The sequence below is a fragment of the Rudaea cellulosilytica DSM 22992 genome (genome assembly GCF_000378125.1).
GTDB lineage: Bacteria > Pseudomonadota > Gammaproteobacteria > Xanthomonadales > Rhodanobacteraceae > Rudaea > Rudaea cellulosilytica.
Genome location: NZ_KB899241.1, coordinates 672388 through 690605, shown reverse-complemented (window position 1 = coordinate 690605; position 18218 = coordinate 672388). Strand labels below are relative to the sequence as shown.

Genomic DNA, 18218 nt, shown 5'->3' with positions numbered 1-18218 from the left:
GGAATCAAAAGCTACTTCAAAGGCACGATGCGCAACTCGCCGTAGTCGGCCTCGTCGATCGGGCCGGCCTCGCCGCCCTGCTCGCCGGTATAGAGCTTGTTACGCGACAGGAAACTCATGTTGAAGCCCTGTTCGAGGGTAAAAGTACACTTTTTCCCGGCCTTCGCCGCAAACGTGGCGGCGGTGGAAAGATCCTTCGCGACACTGTGCGGCATCACGATCGGCGCGCTCTGCTTCGTCGCTCCTTCACAATCGATCGCGAGCATCTTCACTGCGGCGGTGACCCCGGTGTTGATCGGACCGTGCTTGTTTTCGTAACCCAGGCGCAGTTGGTAGCGGCCGTCGTGTTTGGCCGTCCATGTGCGCGGCCAGGTGCCGGTTACGTCCTCGAACTGGCCGAGGCGGACGATCGGGCCGGGCAGCGATTCGAGCAGGGTCGACGGATCGACGCGTGTGGTCCATAGGTTTTGCAGTGCCGCGGTGTCGGCGATCTCGATGCTTTTCAGCGGCTGCTCGCTGCCGGGTTTCCAGGTCTGCGCGAGCTTGCCGTCGAGCCAGAAGCGCACGGGAGCGTGGCTGCCGTCGGCGATCTTCGGCGCGGTGGGGATGATTTCTGGCGTGTCGGGGGCGAACTCGGGTGCGCCGAGTTTCAGCGGAGCGGAATCGACGTGTATGCCGCGCAACGTGACGCGGGTCAGTTTGCCCTTTGTCTCCACCTTGTCGGCGACGAGCAGGTTGGCATCCTTCGGCAGTTCACGCGGCTGCGCGAGAGTGATGCTGCGATTCGGCAGGTGCAGGACGATCGCGTCGTTTTCGCCAAACAGCATCGGTACGAGCTCGACCGGAATCTTCGGCTCGACTTTGTCACCATCGACGCCGAACACACCCTCGACAATCGCATCGAGCATCGCCGCGACCGACCAGAGTTGGCGCGGCGAGTTGACCACCGGGCCGCTCCATTTGCCGTCTTCGACGTGCACGGCGCCACTGGTCAGTTCGTAGTTCTCGTAGTTCGATCCCGACAGCGCTGCGCCCTGCAGGATCGAGCGCAGTTCGTGCGCGATGCGGTTCGCGTCGTCGAGCTTGCGCGCCGCGCGCAGCGCGTACGCGCTGACGAATGGCCAGATCGCACGGTTGTGATAGATCGCCGCGTCGCGGTGCTCGGGCCAGATCACCGGACTGCCTGCCGGCCAGGTCGGATAATTGGCTAGCGCCTTGCGCGCGCGCTCGGGCGTGGGAATGTCGGCAAGGATCGCAAGCGCGGTGCCGAGCAGGTCGTAGGCTTCGATCGTCTGCGGGCCGTCGGCGGTACCGATGTAGCTCATGTAGAGGCCGCGATCCTCACGCCAGAAGCGCTTGTCGATCGCCGAGCGCAGCGCGTCGGCTTCGTTCTGGAATCGTGCGGCAGCGTCCGCATCGTTGCGTGATTTGGCCATCTTTACTGCCAAACGCAAGGCTTCGTAGTGCAGCGCATTGGTCGACAGTGCGAACGACTCGGCGATGAAGCGCACATTTTTCTCGGTCCACACTGGATAGGTCTGCTCGCGCCAGTCGAGGAACGAGGTTTCGCCACGGTAGAGGCCGGTCTGCGCATCGAACGCGTACTGTTTGTCCTGTGCGAGCGTGTCCTTGAGTGCCTTGTAGGTTTTGTCGGCGAACGCCTTGTCGTCGAGCAGGCCACGCGCGCCGAGGAACCAGACGACGCGGTCGGTCGAGATCGGCCAACTGCCGCCCGAACCCGTGTCCTGCACGACATAGAGGCCCTGCGGCGCCGACGGTTCGCGCACGTCGGAAAGCTTGAACTCGAGCGTACGCCGCGCGCGCGAAGGATCGAGCCAGCCGAGCGCAAGGTCGATCGAATAGGCCGAGTCGCGCGTCCACACGAACGGCCATTTCACACCGGTGACGAAGCAGTCGCATGGAATCGGCTTGCCGTGGTTGTAGGCGCCGTCGGTAAGCTCCTTCGTGCGCGCCTCGGCCGCTTCGGCCTGCGCAAGCGCGAACAGCGCATCGACAAGCGGGCTCGCCGTCTCGCTGCGCAGCGGTTGCGCGGCGATTGTGCGCACATGGCCGTTCGAGTCGAGACGATAGTCGTTCTTTTCCACTCTCGCCGTTGCACTGCGGTCGGCGAATTTGAGCGACGTTTTCCAATCCTGATCAGCCGCGACGACGGCCGATGCCGCGCAGGCCAGGGCGGCGGCAAGCAGGGTGCGAACGAAATTCATGACAGCGCGTCTCGACTACGGCGTGGAGACGCGAGCATAGACCACGGCGTGAGCGGGCAACACCAAGTTGTCGGCCTCGATGCGTCCATTGCGCGGGCCGGGACAGTCGATCTGTTCGAGCCGCAGGCCGCGCGGAGCGGGTGCGGCGACCTCGGCGGCGCCGAGATTGAGTGCGACGAGCAAGGTTTCCCTGGCGTGCGTGCGTGTGAACAGCAGCACGGGCTCATCCGCATCGAGGAAGCGGATGTCGCCGAGCACAAGCGCGGCGTGTGCCTTGCGCCAGCGCAGGAAACGGCGGAACGCGTTGAGCGGCGAGGCGGTGTCGGCTTCCTGGCGGGTGACCGCGAGCGCGCGATGCGCGGTCGGAATCGGCAGCCAGGATTTTTCCGCGCTGGTGAAGCCCGCGCCGTTGCCGTTGTCTCGCCATGGCATCGGCGTGCGGCAGCCATCGCGACCCTTGAAGTTGGGCCAGAACGCGATGCCGTACGGGTCCTGCAGCGCCTCGAACGGCACGTCGGCCTCGGGCAAGCCGAGCTCCTCGCCCTGATAGACGCAGACCGAGCCGCGCAGCGAGGCGACCAGGGCGACGAGAAGCTTGACGAAATCGGACGACGGCGCGGCGCCGCCCCAGCGGCTCGTCGCGCGCACGACATCATGGTTGGATACGGCCCAGCACGGCCAGCCTTCGTCGACCTTGGCCTCGAGCGTCTCGACCGTGCGCCGGATATAGCCGGCTGAGAAATCCTCGGCCAACAGCTCGAAGCTGTAGCCCATGTGCAGGCGGCCGGCGCGCGTGTACTCGGCGGTGGTTGCGAGCGAATCCTCGGAGGAGATCTCGCCCAGCGTTGTCGTGCCCGGATATTCGTCGGTCAGCCGGCGCAGGTCTTCCATGAAGCCGAGGTTTTCCGGTCGTGTATTGTTGTAGTAGTGATACTGGAACGCGTAGGGATTGTCGGGCGAGAAGCCGCGGCCGACGCGCTTTTCCGCTGGCTTGGCCGGGTTGTCGCGCAGTTGCGCGTCGTGGAAGCAGAAGTTGATCGCGTCGAGGCGGAACGCATCGACGCCCTTGGCCAGCCAGAAGCGCAGGTTGTCCAGCGTGGCCGCGCGCACCTCCGGGTTGTGGAAATTCAGGTCGGGCTGCGCCGCTAAGAAGTTGTGCAGGTAGTACTGGCCGCGGCGCGGTTCCCAGCGCCAGGCGACGCCGCCGAACAGACTCATCCAGTTGTTCGGTGGCGTGCCGTCGTCGCGAGCGTCGGCCCAGACGTACCAGTCGGCCTTCGGGTTGGTGCGGTCCTCGCGGCTTTCGCGAAACCAGGCGTGGGCGTTCGAGGTGTGGCTGAGGACCTGATCGATCATCACCTTGAGGCCGAGCGCATGTGCTTTGCCCAGCAGACGGTCGAAGTCGGCCATCGTGCCGAACAGAGGATCGACCTCGCGATAGTCGGCGATGTCGTAGCCGAAGTCGGCCATCGGCGACAAAAAGAACGGGCTGATCCAGATCGCGTCGACGCCGAGGCTGGCGACGTAGTCGAGCTTTTCGATGATGCCCGGCAGGTCACCGACGCCGTTGCCGTCGGTGTCGAGAAAACTGCGCGGATAGATTTGATAGATGACGGCGCCGCGCCACCAGGCTGGATCGGACATGAAAATTCGGCTCCCCGCGGCGGTTTGCGCGTCACGCGCGTTCCGCCTTGTCGTTGCACGGAAGCTTAGCGCGCGCGGCAAGCGCGCGAAGGAAACTGCATACGTATTCGGTGCGATCCGCGCAGTTTGCCGCGGCGACGACTCGTTCCCCGGAGGTGGCATGGGTGGGGCAAAATGCCACAGAGGCGGTGCGGACAGGACCGCAGCGGCATTGTCATGACACGACGAAACCGCATTTTCTCTTGCCCGGGTTCGGCGCGCTCACTATCATTTATGGGCTGTAATGGCTCGAGCGCATCATGGGCGAGACGCTGCAAGCGACGAAGTCGACCTTGCCGGCGAGGTTGTTGGTCCTCCCGCATCGTTCGTTGACGCGCACTGGCCTCTGGCTGTTTCTTGCGCTGCAAGGCATGGCGATGGCCAGTTTTGCCGGGCTCGCTGCGTGGCGCGGCAATGTGTTCGCGCCGTATTTCGCGGTGCTGGATTGGTGTGTGGTGGCGTATGTCCTGAACCGCGTCTGGCGCCGAAGCGCCGCGGGCGAGGTGATTACGCTGAGTGCGTCGGGGCTGGAAGTGCGGCGCATGGATGGCTCCGCGCCGCCGCAGCGGTTCAATCCATACTGGGTGCGGGTGGAGTTGTTGCCGGGCCGCCATTTCGGATGGGCGAGCCGGTTGGTGTTGCGCTCGCACGGATGCGAGGTGGAAGTCGGCAAGTTCTTGAACGAGGCCGAACGTGCCGAGCTGGCGCGGCAATTGAATGAAATGCTCGTGGATGCAAGGCGTCATCCAAGAGCGGACTGAGAACGGTTGGAAGACCGCTCGGGCACAGGATGTGCCAACGCAATGAGCGGCGTTTGCTCGTTGCGACAAACGTGGCGCGGCTTGCCGCGACCGTTTGTCTGCAAACCGCGGCAGGATGCCGGGTTTTACAACTGCATTTAATAATCTCTTGGGACGTTTACGATGCGAAATTTCGGCAAGTGGGGATTGGGCACCGTGCTGATGGCGGGCTGTTCGTGGGCCTTTGCTGCGGCCGAACGCGCACCGTGGCAGCTCAACATGCATCCGGGCGTGACCCAGACCTCGCACGAGGCGTACCAGCTGCACATGCTCTCGCTGTGGATCTGCGCGGTCATCGGCCTGATCGTGTTCGGCGCGATGTTCATCGCGATGTTCAAGTTCCGCAAGTCGAAGGGTGCCGTTGCGGCGACCTGGAGCCACAATACGGTTGCCGAGACGATCTGGACGATCGTGCCGATCCTGATCCTCGTCGTCATGGCCTATCCGGCGACCAAGGTCCTGATCAGCGAAGCCTATACCAACGAATCGCAGATGACGGTGAAGGTCACCGGCTACCAGTGGAAGTGGGGCTACGACTACGTCAATTGGGGCGACAAGCCCTACCACGTGCGCTTCATCTCCAAACTCGCCGGTGACAGCGACCGCACGCGCCAGCTGCGCTCCGGTCTCGATCCGAACAGCGTGAAGAATGCGCAGGGCGAGAACACCTACCTGCTCGACGTCGACAAGCCGCTCGTGCTGCCGACCAACACCAAGGTGCGCTTTGTCATCACCGGCGACGACGTGATCCACTCCTGGTGGGTGCCGGCGCTCGGCTGGAAATCCGACGCGATCCCCGGAATCATCAACGACACGTGGACCAACATCTCCGAGCCCGGCATCTATCGCGGCCAGTGCGCCGAGCTGTGCGGCCAGGACCACGGCTTCATGCCGATCGTCGTCAAGGCTGTGCCGCCCGAGGAGTTCAAGGCCTGGCTTGACCAGCAGGAAGCGGCGCAGAACCCGTCCGCGACCCCTGCCGCTGCGCCGGTTGCGCAACAGACTCCCACCGCTGCGCCGTCGAACGGCTAAGTAGCGTCCAAGAATTCACGAGGCAGATACCATGGCCAACACCGCCGCGCACGCAGACGACCACGCCCACGACGATCACGACCACAAGCCCGAGGGCTTTCTCGATCGCTGGCTGTTCACGACCAATCACAAGGACATCGGTACGCTGTACCTGATCTTCGCCTTCACCATGGCGTGTATCGGCGCCGCGATGTCGGTGGTGATTCGCGCCGAGCTGGCCGCACCGGGCCTGCAGCACGTGCAGCCGTACTTTTTCAACCAGATGACCACGCTGCATGCGCTGGTGATGATCTTCGGCGCGGTGATGCCGGCCTTCGTCGGCCTCGCCAACTGGATGATTCCGCTGCAGATCGGCGCGCCCGACATGGCGCTTCCGCGCATGAACAACTGGTCGTTCTGGATCATGCCGTTCGCCTTCCTCATGCTGCTCGGCACGCTGTTCATGCCGGGCGGCGGCCCGGCTGGCGGCTGGACGATGTATCCGCCGCTCGCCCTGCAGGGCGGCGCCTCGGTCGCGTTCATGGTGTTCGCCGTGCACATGATGGGTATCTCCTCGATCATGGGCGCGATCAACATCATCGCCACGATCCTCAACCTGCGCGCGCCCGGCGTCGACCTGCTCAAGATGCCGCTGTTCACCTGGACCTGGCTGATCACCGCTTTCCTGCTGATCGCGGTCATGCCGGTGCTCGCCGGCGCGGTGACGATGCTGCTCACCGACAAGTTCTTCGGCACGAGCTTCTTCAATGCGGCCGGCGGCGGCGACCCGGTGATGTTCCAACACATCTTCTGGTTCTTCGGTCACCCCGAGGTCTACATCATGATCCTGCCGGCCTTCGGCATCGTGTCGGAGATCATCCCGACCTTCAGCCGCAAGCCGCTGTTCGGCTACCAGGCGATGGTCTATGCCGTGGCTTCGATCGCGTTCCTCTCGTTCATCGTCTGGGCGCACCACATGTTCACCGTCGGCATGCCGCTCGGTGGCGAGCTGTTCTTCATGTATTCGACGATGTTGATCGCGATCCCGACCGGGGTGAAGGTGTTCAACTGGGTGTCGACCATGTGGAAGGGCTCGATGACGTTCGAGACGCCGATGCTCTGGGCGATCGGCTTCGTCATCCTGTTCACGATCGGCGGTTTCTCCGGCCTCATGCTCGCGATCGTGCCGGCCGACTTCCAGTACCACGACACTTACTTCGTCGTCGCCCACTTCCACTACGTGCTCGTGACCGGTGCGATCTTCTCGATCATTGCCGCGATCTACTATTGGTGGCCGAAGTGGACCGGCCGCATGGTCAACGAGACCTGGGGCAAGTTCCACTTCTGGTGGACGATGGTGTTCGTCAACCTGACCTTCTTCCCGCAGCACTTCCTCGGCCTCGCCGGCATGCCGCGCCGCATCCCCGACTACAACGTTGCGTTCGCCGACTGGAACCTGGTCTCATCGATCGGCGCGTTCGGCATGTTCCTGACGCCGTTCATGATGATCGCGATCTTCGCGATGTCGAAGAAGAGCGGTGCGATTGCGCCGCAGCGTCCGTGGGAAGGCGCGCACGGCCTGGAGTGGGAAGTGCCCTCGCCGGCACCGCACCATACCTTTACTACGCCGCCGGTGATCAAGCCGGGCATGCTCGCGCATGGCGACGTCAGTCACTAGTGCGATCATCCCTGATCGCTAAGATCAAGAAGCGGCCATCCGTGGCCGCACTTCTCAACAAAATCTTCCGCTTTCAAACTCGCTGAACTGAACTGATGCAGCACATTCCTGCCAACGATCTCGACCGCCGCCGCGCCGCTGCGCGCCGCACGGCGTGGATCGTTGCGGGCGTGGCGCTGGCGGTGTTCGTGCTGTTCTTCGTGCAGACGTTCCTCGGCGCGCATCACTCATGAGTATCACGCCCGATCAGAACAAGAACCGGCGCGTGGTCAAGATCGCCGTGATCGTCTGCGTCGCCTCGTTCCTGTTCGGCTTCCGCGTGATGCCGCCGATCTATCGCATCGCCTGCGAGCATATCTTCGGCATCAAGTACGAGAACAAGGTCGCCGACGGCGCCAAGGTCGCGGCGTTCAAGGAAGACGATGCGCGCCTCGTCGAGGTGCAGTTCGTCGGCAACGTCAACAGTGCGTTGAAATGGAAATTCGCGCCGGAACTGTTCAGTGTCAAAGTGCATCCTGGCGTGCTGACCGAAGCCTGGTTCGATGCGAGCAACCTCGCGCCCGACGCGATCGTCGGCAACGCCGTGCCCAGCATCGCGCCGAACCGCGCGTCGCTTTACTTCAACAAGACCGAATGCTTCTGCTTCACCGAGCAGATGCTCAAGGCCGGCGAGTCGCGGCGCATGCCGGTGCGCTTCGTCGTCGACCCCAAGCTGCCGGCCGACATCAAGCAACTGACGCTGTCGTATACTTTTTACAACAATGAGCTCGCGACCAAGCGCCTGGCGGCGCAGGAAGCCAGCACGCAACCCAAGAGTTAAGGAAACGGCCATGTCCGACACGACCCACGCTAACCCCGACGTCTACTACGTCCCGCACGGCACGAAGTGGCCGATCGTCGGCTCGTTCGGCCTGCTGTTCACGCTCGGCGGCGCCGCGCTGTGGCTCAACGAGCACGCGATCGGCAAGCCGGCGATGCTGCTCGGCGTCGCGATCATCCTGTTCATGGTGTTCGGCTGGTTCGGTACGGTGATCCGCGAATCGGTCGCCGGCACCTACAACAAGCAGGTCGACACCTCGTTCCGCATGGGCATGATGTGGTTCATCTTCTCCGAGGTGATGTTCTTCGCCGCGTTCTTCGGCGCACTGTTCTACGCGCGCGCGCTGTCGGTACCGTGGATCGGCGGCGAGGGCGACGGCGCGCTGACCAACTTCTTCCTGTGGAAGGGCTACGCCCCGGCGTGGCCGACCAACGGCCCCGCGCAGATCGGCGGCGCGTTCGAAACGATTCCGGCCTGGGGCGTGCCGCTGCTCAACACGCTGATCCTGCTCTCCTCGGGCGTGACGATCACGATCGCACACCACGCGCTGCGCGCAGGCAAGCGCACGCAGTTGATGATCTTCCTCGGTCTGACGGTCCTGCTCGGTGCGACCTTCCTTTGGTATCAGGCGCACGAGTATCTGGAAGCCTACGAGCATCTGAATCTGACGCTCGGCAGCGGCGTGTACGGTTCGACGTTCTTCATGCTGACCGGTTTCCACGGTTTGCACGTGACGCTCGGCACGATCATGCTGATCGTGATCTGGCTGCGCTGCGCGCGCGGCCATTTCGACCGCGACCACCACTTCGGCTTCGAAGCCGTTGCCTGGTATTGGCATTTCGTCGACGTGGTATGGCTGGGCCTGTTCCTGTTCGTCTACGTTCTGTAAAAACCTGCTGCGTTCGGCAGCTTGCGTGCCGGCTGTGCTCGGAATGCTCACGTACTAGAAGTACGCTCCGCTTCCTGCGCGCAGGCGACCCGCAACCTGCCTTCGCTCGCGACGGTTTCTTGCCTTCTAAGTGGCGTTTGCAGCAGGGTGGTCAACGGCCGAGATCGTGCGGCTGGATGATTCCCAGCCAGATGCCGAGGATCACGAGCAGGATCAGCAATACCGACAGACCGATGCGCCGGGTCAGTGCCTTGACCACGCGATCGCTGCCGCTCTTGTCGGTCATCATGTAATACAACCCAGCGCCGAGGTTGTAGATGATGACGGCGAAGAACGCGACGATGATGACTTTGGTCCACATGGCGATAGGCGCGCTTGCGTCGTAACGAAGATGAAACAGTATAGCGCCGCCGCGATGGACCGAATGCCGAGGGCTTGCCGCAGCGTCGCGCGAAGCGCGTCATGAGCGCGAGGCGCTGGCAGCGACCGTCGTGGTTCGCGATCGCGTTGACCTTGGTCGGCATCGCGCTGTTCGTGCGGCTCGGCATCTGGCAACTCGATCGCGTGGACGAAGCGCGGCATCTGCTCGCCGCGTTCGACGCGGCACCAAAGGCGGCGCTCGAGGATTTCGCCGCCGTGCGCGCTGCGCCGCCGGCAGACCGGTATCCGCATGTGCGCGTGCATGGCCGGTTCCTCGCCGATCGCAGTTGGTTGCGCGACGAGCAGATTCGCGACGGCAAGCTGGGTGTCGAGGTCTATGCTGCCTTCGTCGCCGAAGGCAGCGATGCGTCGAATGGAAATGACGAGGTACTGCTCGTCGACCGCGGCTGGATCGCCTGGTCGCACGAGCGCGGCACGCAACCGGCGTTGCCGCCGCTGGCCGAGGGCGAAGTGGCGGTGACCGGCGTCTACGCGCCGTTCCCGGGCAATGGCATCCGCGTCGGCGGCAATGCGCTGACGCGGCAAACGCAATGGCCGAAGCTGACGCTCGCGATCGACGCGCAGGAAATCGCCGCCGATCTGAACCGCCCGCTGCTGCCGCGCGTGCTGTTGTTGGACGCGGATGCAGCCTCGGGATTTGTACGTTCGTGGACGCCAAGCGTGATGCCGCCGGAGCGGCATCGCGGTTACGCAGTCCAGTGGTTTGCCTTCGCCGTCGCGGCGATCGTGATTTTTGTTCTGCTGCACTACAAGAAAGTCTGAATCATGTCCGACCGAATCGACAACGAAGCTGTCTCGCGCAGCGCACGCAATCGCAACCGCTGGATGTTCATCGGCGTCGTCGCCGTGTTCGTCGTGCCGATGCTGATCGCGTTCGCGCTTACGTTCGTCGGCTGGGAGCCGAAGGGCACGAAGGCGTACGGCACCTTGATCAACCCGCCGCGGCAAGTCGATGCGATACCGGTGACGCTCGCTGCAGGCGATAAGCTGGTCTGGCGCAATCCGCAATGGCAGTGGACCTTGCTTGCGCTGCCCGGTGCGAGTTGCGCGCAGCAATGCCAAGCCGCGCTTGCTGATCTCGTGCGCATGCGCGCGACCCTTGGCCGCAACGCCAGCCGTCTGCGCCTCGTCTATCTCGGCCCATCGCTGCCGGCGGAAGTGTTGGCAGCGCTGGCGCCGCTGCAGGCGGGCAGCGATGACACCAACGCGTTTGCCGACCTGCACGCCACGGGCGACGACGGACTTGCGCTTGCGCTGGTCGATCCCGGCGGCTTCCTGATGATGCGTTACGCCGAAGGCTACGATCTCGGCGGCGTGCGCCGCGATTTGCCGAAGGTGGTCAAATGAATTCGATGATTTCAACGCGCGGCATAGCGCGCCTGGCTTGGGCGGCGGCGTTGTTCGCGCTCGTCGTCATCGTATTCGGTGCCTTCGTGCGCTTGTCGAACGCCGGCTTGTCGTGCCCGGATTGGCCGACCTGCTACGGCAAGGTCACCTGGCCGGTGCACGAGCACGAGGTCGACGCGGCCAACGCGGCATTCCCGGATCGCCCGGTCGAATCGAACAAGGCGTGGCGCGAGCAAGTCCATCGCTTCCTCGCCGGCGGCCTGATCCTGACCACGTTCGCGCTCGCGATCTGGTCGTGGCGTCGGCGCCGGGATTTGCATGGACTTGCCGCGGTGCCGCTCGCGGCGTCGGTGTTCATTCTGTTCCAAGCCTTGCTCGGCATGTGGACGGTGACCTGGAAACTCAAGCCGATCGTCGTCATGGGTCATCTGCTTGGCGGCATGACCACGTTCGCGCTGCTTGCCTACAGCGCGCTGCGCCTGACCATTCCACCGATTGCCAATCTGCGCTTTCCCGCCGCGGAAAAGGACAAGCTCTGGCGCCTGACCGCGGTCGGCATCGGCCTCGTCGCCGTGCAGATCGCGCTCGGCGGCTGGACGAGTTCGAACTATGCCGCGCTCGCCTGCGGGCTCGATTTTCCGAGCTGCTTGGGCCAATGGTGGCCGGGCAACATGGATTTCCATGAAGCGTTCGTGCTCTGGCGCGGCATCGGCGTCAACTACGAGGGCGGCGTGCTCGACGGCTCGGCGCGCATCGCGATCCAGCTCGTGCATCGCATCGGCGCCGTGCTCGTGTTCGGCCATGTCGCGTTCGCCGTCGTGCAGCGCGCGGCGCGGCATGTCGAGACGCGGCCGTTTGCCGTCGCCGTCGGCATCGCGCTGCTGCTGCAGGTGTCGCTCGGCATCGCCAACGTGAAGCTCGGGCTGCCGCTGCCGATCGCGACGGCGCACAACGGTGTCGCTGCGGTGTTGCTGCTGTCGCTGCTGGCGTTGCTGGTGCGGGTACGTACAGCCGCACGTTAAACTCCCACGCATGTCCGTCGTCGACCAATACCTCGAACTGACCAAGCCGCGCGTCGTCGCGCTGATCGTGTTCACCGCGATCATCGGCATGTTCCTCGCCGTGCCGGGCTGGCCGCCGCTGCGCGAATCGGTCGCCGGTTTCATCGGTATCTGGCTCGCCGCCGCTTCGGCCGCGGCGATCAACCATTTGATCGACCAGCGCATCGACAAGCTCATGGCGCGCACCGCGCATCGGCCGCTTGCGACCGGCGCGCTGACGCCGGCCAAAGTGCTTGCGTTCGCGGTCTTCCTCGGCGCGCTGTCGATGACGACACTCATCGCCTTCGTCAATCCGCTGACCGCGGCGCTGACCTTCGCCTCGCTGATCGGCTACGCGATCGTCTACACCGCCTGGCTCAAGCGCGCGACGCCGCAAAATATCGTCATCGGCGGTGTCGCCGGCGCCGCGCCGCCGCTGCTCGGCTGGACCGCCGTGACCGGCCATCTGCATCCGCATGCGTGGCTGCTCGTGCTGATCATCTTCGTCTGGACGCCGCCGCATTTCTGGGCGCTCGCGATCTTCCGCCGCGACGACTACGCGCGCGCGATGGTGCCGATGCTGCCGGTCACCCACGGCGTCGAGTACACGCGCTGGCATGTGCTTTATTACACGATCCTGCTCATCCTCGTCACCGTGCTGCCGTTCCTCACCGGCATGAGCGGTCTGTTCTATCTCGGCGGCGCGCTCGTGCTCGGCGCGGGCTTCCTCTACTACGCGATCGTGCTGCTCGATCCGCCGTCCGAACGCTTCGCGATGAAGGTGTTCAATTACTCGATCATCTATCTGATGGCGCTGTTTGCGTTCCTGCTGATCGACCACTACATCGACACGCCGACGCTGCAGCGCACGCTGATGCCGCTCGAACGTATCGGCTGATCGCGTCGCAACCTCGCGCGTCCGGATTCGGTTAGCATCGCCGCTTCGAACCGGCGATGGGGATGGCGATGCGTATCGAACGTTCGTGGCTTGGGCTGGCATTGCTTGTTCTCGCGAGTGGCCCGGCCGTCGCCGATGGCACGGCGAAAACGGCAACGGATTTCAGCGTGCAGTTGCCCGCCGCGGCGGCGAAGACGTCGCAGCAGGGTCGCCTGATGCTGCTGTTCTCGAACGACTTCTCCGATGAGCCGCGCAATCAGGTCGATCACACGATCGCCTCGCAGGCCGCGTTCGGCCAGAACGTTAAGGACTGGAAACCGGGTGCGGCAGTCGCGATCGATGCTGCCGCCGACGGCTACCCGGTCGTGCGCATCAGCGACTTGCCGCCCGGCACGTACAACGTGCAGGCGCTACTCAACCGCTACGAAACCTTCCATCTCGCCGACGGCCGCGTGCTCGACCTGCCGCCGGATCAAGGCGAGGGCCAGCACTGGAACATCAAGCCGGGCAACTTCTACTCGAAGCCGCAGAAGATCACGCTCGGCGCCGGCGGCAGGATCGAGGGTGGTGCGCCGCTGACGATCGCGGTCGACCAGACGATTCCGGCTATCGCGCCAGCGAAGGATACGAAGTACATCCGCCACATCCGCATCGAGAGCAAGCTGCTGTCGAAATTCTGGGGTCGGCCGATGTTCCTGTCTGCGGTCGTGCTCGTGCCGGAGGGTTTCGACGCACATCCGAAGTCCCACTTCCCGCTCGTCATCTTCCACGATCATTTCGTGCCCGACTTCGACGGCTTCCGTACCGAACCGCCCGATCCGAACCTCAAACCCGACTACAGCGAGCGCTTCCATCTCGCCGGCTACAACCGCATCCAGCAGGAAGAGGCGTACAAGTTCTACCAGCAATGGACGTCGAAGGATTTCCCGCGCGTGCTGATCGTCAAGTTGCAGCACGCGAATCCGTACTACGACGATTCCTATGCGATCGATTCGGCCAATGTGGGACCGTACGGCAGCGCGATCGAGCAGGAATTGATCCCGGCGATCGAGAAGCAGTTCCGCGGACTCGGCACAGGCTGGTCGCGCTTCGTCTACGGCGGTTCGACCGGCGGCTGGGAAGCGCTGGCCGTGCAGATCTTCAATCCCGACTATTACAACGGCGCGTTCGGCGCCTGTCCCGATCCGGTCGACTTCCACGCCTACACGCACATCAACCTCTACGACGACAAGAACGCGGTCTGGATGCAAGGGCCGATGAAGCGCATCGCCCAACCGGCGATGCGCGACTATCTCGGCCGCACGATCTGGGCCATGCCCGACGCAATGAACTACGAATTGATGCTCGGCAGCAACGGCCGCTCGACCGAGCAGTGGGACATCTGGCAGGCGGTGTACTCGCCGGTCGGGCCCGACGGCTATCCGAAGCAAATCTTCGACAAGCGCAGCGGCGTGATCGACCACGATGTCGCCGCCTACTGGCGCGAGCACTGGGACCTGACCGACTATCTCAAGCGCAACTGGCCCAAGATCGGCGCCAAGCTGCGCGGCAAGCTGCACGTCTACGTCGGCCTTTCCGACAACTATTTCCTCAACGACGCCGTGTATCTCATGCAGGCGGCGCTGGAGGGCTTTCGCGATCCGGCCTACGAAGGTGAAGTGAAGTACGGCCTGCGCGACGAACATTGCTGGAATGGCGATGCGAATACGCCGAACGCCTACTCGCGCCTGCGCTACAACACGATGTACCTGCCGAAGATCGTCGAGCGCATCGAGAAGACCGCGCCCAAAGGCGCCGACCTGAGCAGCTGGCGCTATTGAGCAGCGGCCGCGATTGCGCGTTAACGGTTTCTTCCGATCGCGGGCGGTAGATTCCGCTCCATCGCGGCGAGCGCTCGCCGCGATCCACACGGGAGAGCGAAACCATGAAGGCGAACACAATCGGCTTGGCGGTAATGGGCGGAATCGTTGCGGTATTCGGTCTCGTCGGCAGCGCCGGTGCGCAGCTGGGCGACCTCAAGGGCCTCGCCGGCGGCGCGGACGTGTCCTCGCTCGCCTCGGGCAGTGCCGGCAATGCCGCAGGCGTGGTCGAGTACTGCGTGAAGAACAACTATCTGGACGGCGGCGCCTCCGGCATCAAGGACAAGCTGATGGGCAAGATGGGTGGCGATTCCGACAAGTCCGATTACGACGATGGCGCCAAGGGCCTGGTCAAGACCAGCGACGGCAAATCGGTCGACATCGGACAGCTCGGTTCGATGAAGAAGTCGATCACCAAAAAGGCCTGCGCGAGCGTGCTCGATCACGCCAAATCGCTGCTTTGACCTAGGACGCTGGACTTTCTTTGGCGGCATCCGCACATTAGGCGAATTCCCACCGGTGCGGAGGCCGCCATGGCGAGCATTTACGACTTCAGTGCGAAGGACATCGATGGCAAGGAGCAGTCGCTCGGCGCCTACAAAGGCAAGGCGATGCTCGTAGTCAACGTCGCCAGCAAATGCGGATTCACGCCGCAGTACAAGGGGCTGGAGGCGCTCTACGAAAAGCTCAAGGACAAGGGCCTCGTGGTGCTCGGCTTTCCCTGCGACCAGTTCGGCCATCAGGAGCCGGGCGACGAGGCAGAGATCAAGAACTTCTGCTCGCTCAACTACGACGTGCAGTTCCCGCTGTTCGCCAAGATCGACGTCAACGGGGCGAACACCGACCCGCTGTACAAATACCTCAAACACGAGGCCAAGGGTCTGCTCGGCAGCGAGTCGATCAAGTGGAATTTCACCAAGTTTCTCGTCGACAAGCACGGCAAGGTGGTCAAACGCTACGCGCCGACCGACACGCCGGAATCGATCGAGAAGGAAATCGCCGCGGTGCTGTGAGCGCCGCGAAGAGTCCCGCCGTCGCGGCGGACGACCCGAAGCTACAGGGCCCTGTTATCGCAATGAGCAGCCAAGGCAGTGCATCACTTTCCCGCCAAGACCTGAAAACTCTCTCGCTCGCCGCGCTCGGCGGCGCGCTCGAGTTCTACGATTTCATTCTCTTCGTCTACCTTGCCGAGCAGATCGGCACGCTGTTCTTCCCGGCCTCGACCGCGCCTTGGCTGCGCGAGCTGCAGACCTGGGGTGTGTTCGCCGCGGGCTACTTCGCGCGCCCGCTCGGCGGCGTGGTCATGGCGCATTTCGGCGACAAGACCGGGCGCAAGCGCATGTTCACACTGAGCGTGTTCCTCATGGCTGTGCCGACGCTGCTGATCGGCCTGCTGCCGACCTATGCGCAGATCGGCTACCTCGCGCCGATTGCGCTGCTTCTATTGCGCATCGTGCAAGGCGCGGCGGTCGGCGGCGAGGTGCCTGGCGCATGGACCTTCGTCGCCGAGCACGTACCGGCGACGCGTACGGCATTTGCCTGCGGCACGCTGACCTCGGGTCTGACCTTAGGCATCCTTGCTGGCTCATTGCTTGCCGCCACCCTCAACACCGCGCTCACGCCGGCGCAGATGCTCGACTATGGCTGGCGCATCCCGTTCCTGGTCGGCGGCGTGTTCGGTTTCTTCGCCGTGCTGCTGCGGCGCATGCTGGCCGAGACACCGGTGTTCGAGGAGTTGCGCCGGCGCCGCGAGCTTTCGCGCGAGCTGCCGCTTGCGGCCGCGCTGCGCGGCCACGGCGGCGCTGTGCTCGCCTGCGTGGCGCTGACCTGGGTGCTGACGGCGGCGATCGTGGTCATGATCCTGATGACGCCAAAGCTGATCCAGAAGCTCGACGGCATCGCACCGGCGATCGCCTTCACTGCCGACACGATCGCGACCGTGGGCCTCGCGCTCGGCAACCTCGGTTTCGGCCTCGCTGCGGACCGTTTCGGCACCACGCGCGTGTCCGCACTCGGCTGCGCGGTGCTGATCGGTGTCGTCTACGCGTTCTATCTCGGTGTCGCCGCCGCGCCGCAATACCTGTACCCGCTGTCGTTCGTCGCTGGCCTCAGCGTAGGTGTGGTCAGCGTGATCCCGACCCTGCTCGTGCGCGCATTTCCCGCGCCGGTGCGTTTCACCGGCGTCGCGTTCTCTTACAACCTGGCCTATGCCGTGTTCGGCGGCCTGACCCCGATCTTCATCGGCTGGGTGCTCAAGTTCGATCGGCTCGCACCGGCACACTACGTCGCCGCGTTGTGCCTGCTCGGTATCGCGGTCGTGCTGCTCAACGCGCGTCAGCGCTCGTACGCACCATCTTTCGCATAAGCGCTTCGAGCGCGGCGCCCGGGTCGCCGCAGCGCCCGGTATGCACGGGCGAGGTCTGGATCAGCGCGCTGCGCGGTGCGGTCAGCCAGTCGAAACGCTCACGGCGCGACAGCACGGCGAGCGGACCGGCGCGCTTGCCGCCGGCGCAGATCGCCGGAATCGCGGCGAGATGCTGCGCGATCGTGGCGAGGTCCGCACCTGGATCGAGCGCGAGCAGTCGTGCTTCATCGAGCTCGATGCGCGCGTCGAGAAAACTTGTGTCCTGACAGGCCAGGATCACGCCCGCATTGAGGAATTCCCCGCGCTCCACGCGCGGCACGACGCGGATGATCGCGTAGTCGTAAGTGGCGTGGCTGCGCTCAGGCTGCATGGGCACGGATTGCCTCCGCAACGAATGCGCGCGGTGCGTCGAGCCGGCGCGTGAGGTATTCGACATAGGCTGCGCGATGTTCGCGCGCAGCCGCGAATGGTGCGCCATCCGCCAGCCACGCACCCGGAATTTGCGCGACGATATCGTTGATCGCCGGAGCGATCGCCGCGCGCATGCTCTCGTCGACTTCGGCGATGCGGCTCGCGAACGGCAGCAGCACATGGTTCTTGATCTGCGCGAACGGTCGCGTGCTGCGCGCGCGCCAGTCATCCCAATCGTGATGGAAGTACAGCGCCGCGCCATGGTCGATCAGGCGCAGCTTGCGGTGCCAGACCAGCATGTTCGCGTTGCGCGCGGTGCGGTCGACGTTGCTGACGTAGGCATCGAACCAGACGATGCGCGAGGCGAGTTCGGCGTCGGGTTGCTCGACCAGCGGATCGAACGTGACCGAGCCGGGCAAGTAGTCGAGCGCGAGGTTGAGGCCGGCGCTCGCGCGGATCAGCTCCTGGATCTCGGGATCGGGTTCGGTGCGCGCGAGTTCCGCGTCGAGCTCGACGAAGACGATCTCGGGCACGGCGAGCGCGGCCGCGCGCGCGATCTCGCCGGCGACGAGTTCGGCGATCAACGCACGCGGACCTTGCCCCGCGCCGCGGAACTTGAGCACGTACAGACCCTGGTCGTCGGCCTCGACGATGGCCGGCAGCGAACCGCCCTCGCGCAGCGGAGTGACGTAGCGGGTGGCGGTGACCGTGCGCAGTTTCATCGCGCAATGATCGACGATAGCCCCGCCTG

Annotated in this window: 19 protein-coding genes; 14 read left to right on the top strand and 5 right to left on the bottom strand. The window is 64.2% G+C overall.

Features of this window, described 5'->3' with window-relative positions:
• Window positions 1-11: 11 nt before the first annotated feature.
• Window positions 12-2225 carry an alpha-L-rhamnosidase-related protein gene (locus F455_RS0103125; protein ID WP_018971806.1) on the bottom strand — a complete coding sequence of 738 codons (2214 nt, stop codon included), beginning with the start codon at window positions 2223-2225 and terminating at the stop codon, window positions 12-14.
• A gap of 15 nt (window positions 2226-2240) precedes the next feature.
• On the bottom strand, window positions 2241-3869 hold the full coding sequence (locus F455_RS0103120) for an alpha-glucosidase (RefSeq protein ID WP_018971805.1): 1629 nt from the start codon (window positions 3867-3869) through the stop codon (window positions 2241-2243).
• A gap of 299 nt (window positions 3870-4168) precedes the next feature.
• Between F455_RS0103120 and F455_RS0103115 the strand changes: the two genes are divergently transcribed.
• The 6 genes from F455_RS0103115 (at window position 4169) to F455_RS0103090 (ending at window position 9106) form a co-directional block, all read left to right on the top strand.
• Window positions 4169-4669 (top strand): DUF2244 domain-containing protein, encoded by a 501-nt coding sequence (locus F455_RS0103115; RefSeq protein WP_018971804.1) that lies wholly within the window; start codon window positions 4169-4171, stop codon window positions 4667-4669.
• A 162-nt stretch (window positions 4670-4831) separates the two neighbouring features.
• Window positions 4832-5740, top strand: a complete 909-nt coding sequence (gene coxB, locus F455_RS0103110) for a cytochrome c oxidase subunit II (RefSeq protein ID WP_018971803.1) — start codon at window positions 4832-4834, stop codon at window positions 5738-5740.
• A 31-nt stretch (window positions 5741-5771) separates the two neighbouring features.
• On the top strand, window positions 5772-7397 hold the full coding sequence (gene ctaD, locus F455_RS0103105) for a cytochrome c oxidase subunit I (RefSeq protein WP_018971802.1): 1626 nt from the start codon (window positions 5772-5774) through the stop codon (window positions 7395-7397).
• Between the two features lie 95 nt (window positions 7398-7492).
• On the top strand, window positions 7493-7630 hold the full coding sequence (locus F455_RS23180) for a hypothetical protein (RefSeq protein ID WP_018971801.1): 138 nt from the start codon (window positions 7493-7495) through the stop codon (window positions 7628-7630).
• Window positions 7627-8217 (top strand): cytochrome c oxidase assembly protein, encoded by a 591-nt coding sequence (locus F455_RS0103095; protein WP_018971800.1) that lies wholly within the window; start codon window positions 7627-7629, stop codon window positions 8215-8217. The genes F455_RS23180 and F455_RS0103095 overlap by 4 nt, the downstream gene beginning before the upstream one ends.
• 10 nt (window positions 8218-8227) lie before the next feature.
• The gene (locus F455_RS0103090) at window positions 8228-9106 is read left to right on the top strand and encodes a cytochrome c oxidase subunit 3 (RefSeq protein WP_018971799.1); all 879 of its coding nucleotides are present in this window, start codon (window positions 8228-8230) and stop codon (window positions 9104-9106) included.
• 151 nt (window positions 9107-9257) lie between these two features.
• Here the strand turns inward: F455_RS0103090 and F455_RS0103085 are convergent, their stop codons facing one another.
• On the bottom strand, window positions 9258-9467 hold the full coding sequence (locus F455_RS0103085) for a twin transmembrane helix small protein (protein WP_018971798.1): 210 nt from the start codon (window positions 9465-9467) through the stop codon (window positions 9258-9260).
• Window positions 9468-9568: 101 nt separating this feature from the next.
• On the opposite strand from F455_RS0103085, the gene F455_RS0103080 reads away from it, so the two are divergent.
• The 8 genes from F455_RS0103080 (at window position 9569) to F455_RS0103045 (ending at window position 17056) form a co-directional block, all read left to right on the top strand.
• A complete protein-coding gene (locus F455_RS0103080; protein ID WP_026293015.1) occupies window positions 9569-10309 on the top strand; it encodes an SURF1 family protein in 741 nt (246 codons plus the stop codon).
• 3 nt (window positions 10310-10312) lie between these two features.
• Window positions 10313-10894: a hypothetical protein gene (locus tag F455_RS0103075; protein WP_018971796.1), complete on the top strand. Its 582-nt coding sequence runs from the start codon at window positions 10313-10315 to the stop codon at window positions 10892-10894.
• The gene (locus F455_RS0103070; RefSeq protein WP_018971795.1) at window positions 10891-11916 is read left to right on the top strand and encodes a COX15/CtaA family protein; all 1026 of its coding nucleotides are present in this window, start codon (window positions 10891-10893) and stop codon (window positions 11914-11916) included. Before F455_RS0103075 ends, F455_RS0103070 begins: the two co-directional genes overlap by 4 nt.
• A 10-nt stretch (window positions 11917-11926) precedes the next feature.
• Window positions 11927-12832, top strand: coding sequence for a heme o synthase (gene cyoE, locus F455_RS0103065; protein ID WP_018971794.1), 906 nt, complete (start codon window positions 11927-11929; stop codon window positions 12830-12832).
• A 68-nt stretch (window positions 12833-12900) separates the two neighbouring features.
• Window positions 12901-14652 carry an alpha/beta hydrolase-fold protein gene (locus F455_RS0103060; RefSeq protein ID WP_157578394.1) on the top strand — a complete coding sequence of 584 codons (1752 nt, stop codon included), beginning with the start codon at window positions 12901-12903 and terminating at the stop codon, window positions 14650-14652.
• Between the two features lie 104 nt (window positions 14653-14756).
• Window positions 14757-15155: a DUF2501 domain-containing protein gene (locus tag F455_RS0103055; protein WP_018971792.1), complete on the top strand. Its 399-nt coding sequence runs from the start codon at window positions 14757-14759 to the stop codon at window positions 15153-15155.
• A gap of 69 nt (window positions 15156-15224) precedes the next feature.
• Window positions 15225-15704, top strand: coding sequence for a glutathione peroxidase (locus F455_RS0103050; protein ID WP_018971791.1), 480 nt, complete (start codon window positions 15225-15227; stop codon window positions 15702-15704).
• Between the two features lie 62 nt (window positions 15705-15766).
• A complete protein-coding gene (locus F455_RS0103045; RefSeq protein ID WP_033409156.1) occupies window positions 15767-17056 on the top strand; it encodes an MFS transporter in 1290 nt (429 codons plus the stop codon).
• Here F455_RS0103045 and F455_RS0103040 read toward each other — a convergent pair.
• Both F455_RS0103040 and F455_RS0103035 read right to left on the bottom strand, forming a co-directional pair.
• Window positions 17016-17426 (bottom strand): DUF3037 domain-containing protein, encoded by a 411-nt coding sequence (locus tag F455_RS0103040; RefSeq protein ID WP_018971789.1) that lies wholly within the window; start codon window positions 17424-17426, stop codon window positions 17016-17018. The genes F455_RS0103045 and F455_RS0103040 overlap by 41 nt on opposite strands.
• Window positions 17416-18183 (bottom strand): HipA family kinase, encoded by a 768-nt coding sequence (locus tag F455_RS0103035; protein ID WP_026293012.1) that lies wholly within the window; start codon window positions 18181-18183, stop codon window positions 17416-17418. The genes F455_RS0103040 and F455_RS0103035 overlap by 11 nt, the downstream gene beginning before the upstream one ends.
• Window positions 18184-18218 lie beyond the last annotated feature (35 nt).

Excerpts from the sequence above, each read along its gene's own strand:
- ctaD (WP_018971802.1), top strand. The coding sequence starts at position 5,772 with ATGGCCAACACCGCCGCGCACGCAGACGACCACGCCCACGACGATCAC.
- F455_RS0103120 (WP_018971805.1), bottom strand. The coding sequence starts at position 3,869 with ATGTCCGATCCAGCCTGGTGGCGCGGCGCCGTCATCTATCAAATCTAT.
- F455_RS23180 (WP_018971801.1), top strand. The coding sequence starts at position 7,493 with ATGCAGCACATTCCTGCCAACGATCTCGACCGCCGCCGCGCCGCTGCG.
- F455_RS0103045 (WP_033409156.1), top strand. The coding sequence starts at position 15,767 with ATGAGCAGCCAAGGCAGTGCATCACTTTCCCGCCAAGACCTGAAAACT.
- F455_RS0103040 (WP_018971789.1), bottom strand. The coding sequence starts at position 17,426 with ATGCAGCCTGAGCGCAGCCACGCCACTTACGACTACGCGATCATCCGC.
- F455_RS0103080 (WP_026293015.1), top strand. The coding sequence starts at position 9,569 with ATGAGCGCGAGGCGCTGGCAGCGACCGTCGTGGTTCGCGATCGCGTTG.
- F455_RS0103070 (WP_018971795.1), top strand. The coding sequence starts at position 10,891 with ATGAATTCGATGATTTCAACGCGCGGCATAGCGCGCCTGGCTTGGGCG.
- coxB (WP_018971803.1), top strand. The coding sequence starts at position 4,832 with ATGCGAAATTTCGGCAAGTGGGGATTGGGCACCGTGCTGATGGCGGGC.
- F455_RS0103090 (WP_018971799.1), top strand. The coding sequence starts at position 8,228 with ATGTCCGACACGACCCACGCTAACCCCGACGTCTACTACGTCCCGCAC.
- F455_RS0103085 (WP_018971798.1), bottom strand. The coding sequence starts at position 9,467 with ATGTGGACCAAAGTCATCATCGTCGCGTTCTTCGCCGTCATCATCTAC.
- F455_RS0103050 (WP_018971791.1), top strand. The coding sequence starts at position 15,225 with ATGGCGAGCATTTACGACTTCAGTGCGAAGGACATCGATGGCAAGGAG.
- F455_RS0103060 (WP_157578394.1), top strand. The coding sequence starts at position 12,901 with ATGCGTATCGAACGTTCGTGGCTTGGGCTGGCATTGCTTGTTCTCGCG.
- F455_RS0103055 (WP_018971792.1), top strand. The coding sequence starts at position 14,757 with ATGAAGGCGAACACAATCGGCTTGGCGGTAATGGGCGGAATCGTTGCG.
- cyoE (WP_018971794.1), top strand. The coding sequence starts at position 11,927 with ATGTCCGTCGTCGACCAATACCTCGAACTGACCAAGCCGCGCGTCGTC.
- F455_RS0103095 (WP_018971800.1), top strand. The coding sequence starts at position 7,627 with ATGAGTATCACGCCCGATCAGAACAAGAACCGGCGCGTGGTCAAGATC.
- F455_RS0103115 (WP_018971804.1), top strand. The coding sequence starts at position 4,169 with ATGGGCGAGACGCTGCAAGCGACGAAGTCGACCTTGCCGGCGAGGTTG.
- F455_RS0103075 (WP_018971796.1), top strand. The coding sequence starts at position 10,313 with ATGTCCGACCGAATCGACAACGAAGCTGTCTCGCGCAGCGCACGCAAT.
- F455_RS0103125 (WP_018971806.1), bottom strand. The coding sequence starts at position 2,225 with ATGAATTTCGTTCGCACCCTGCTTGCCGCCGCCCTGGCCTGCGCGGCA.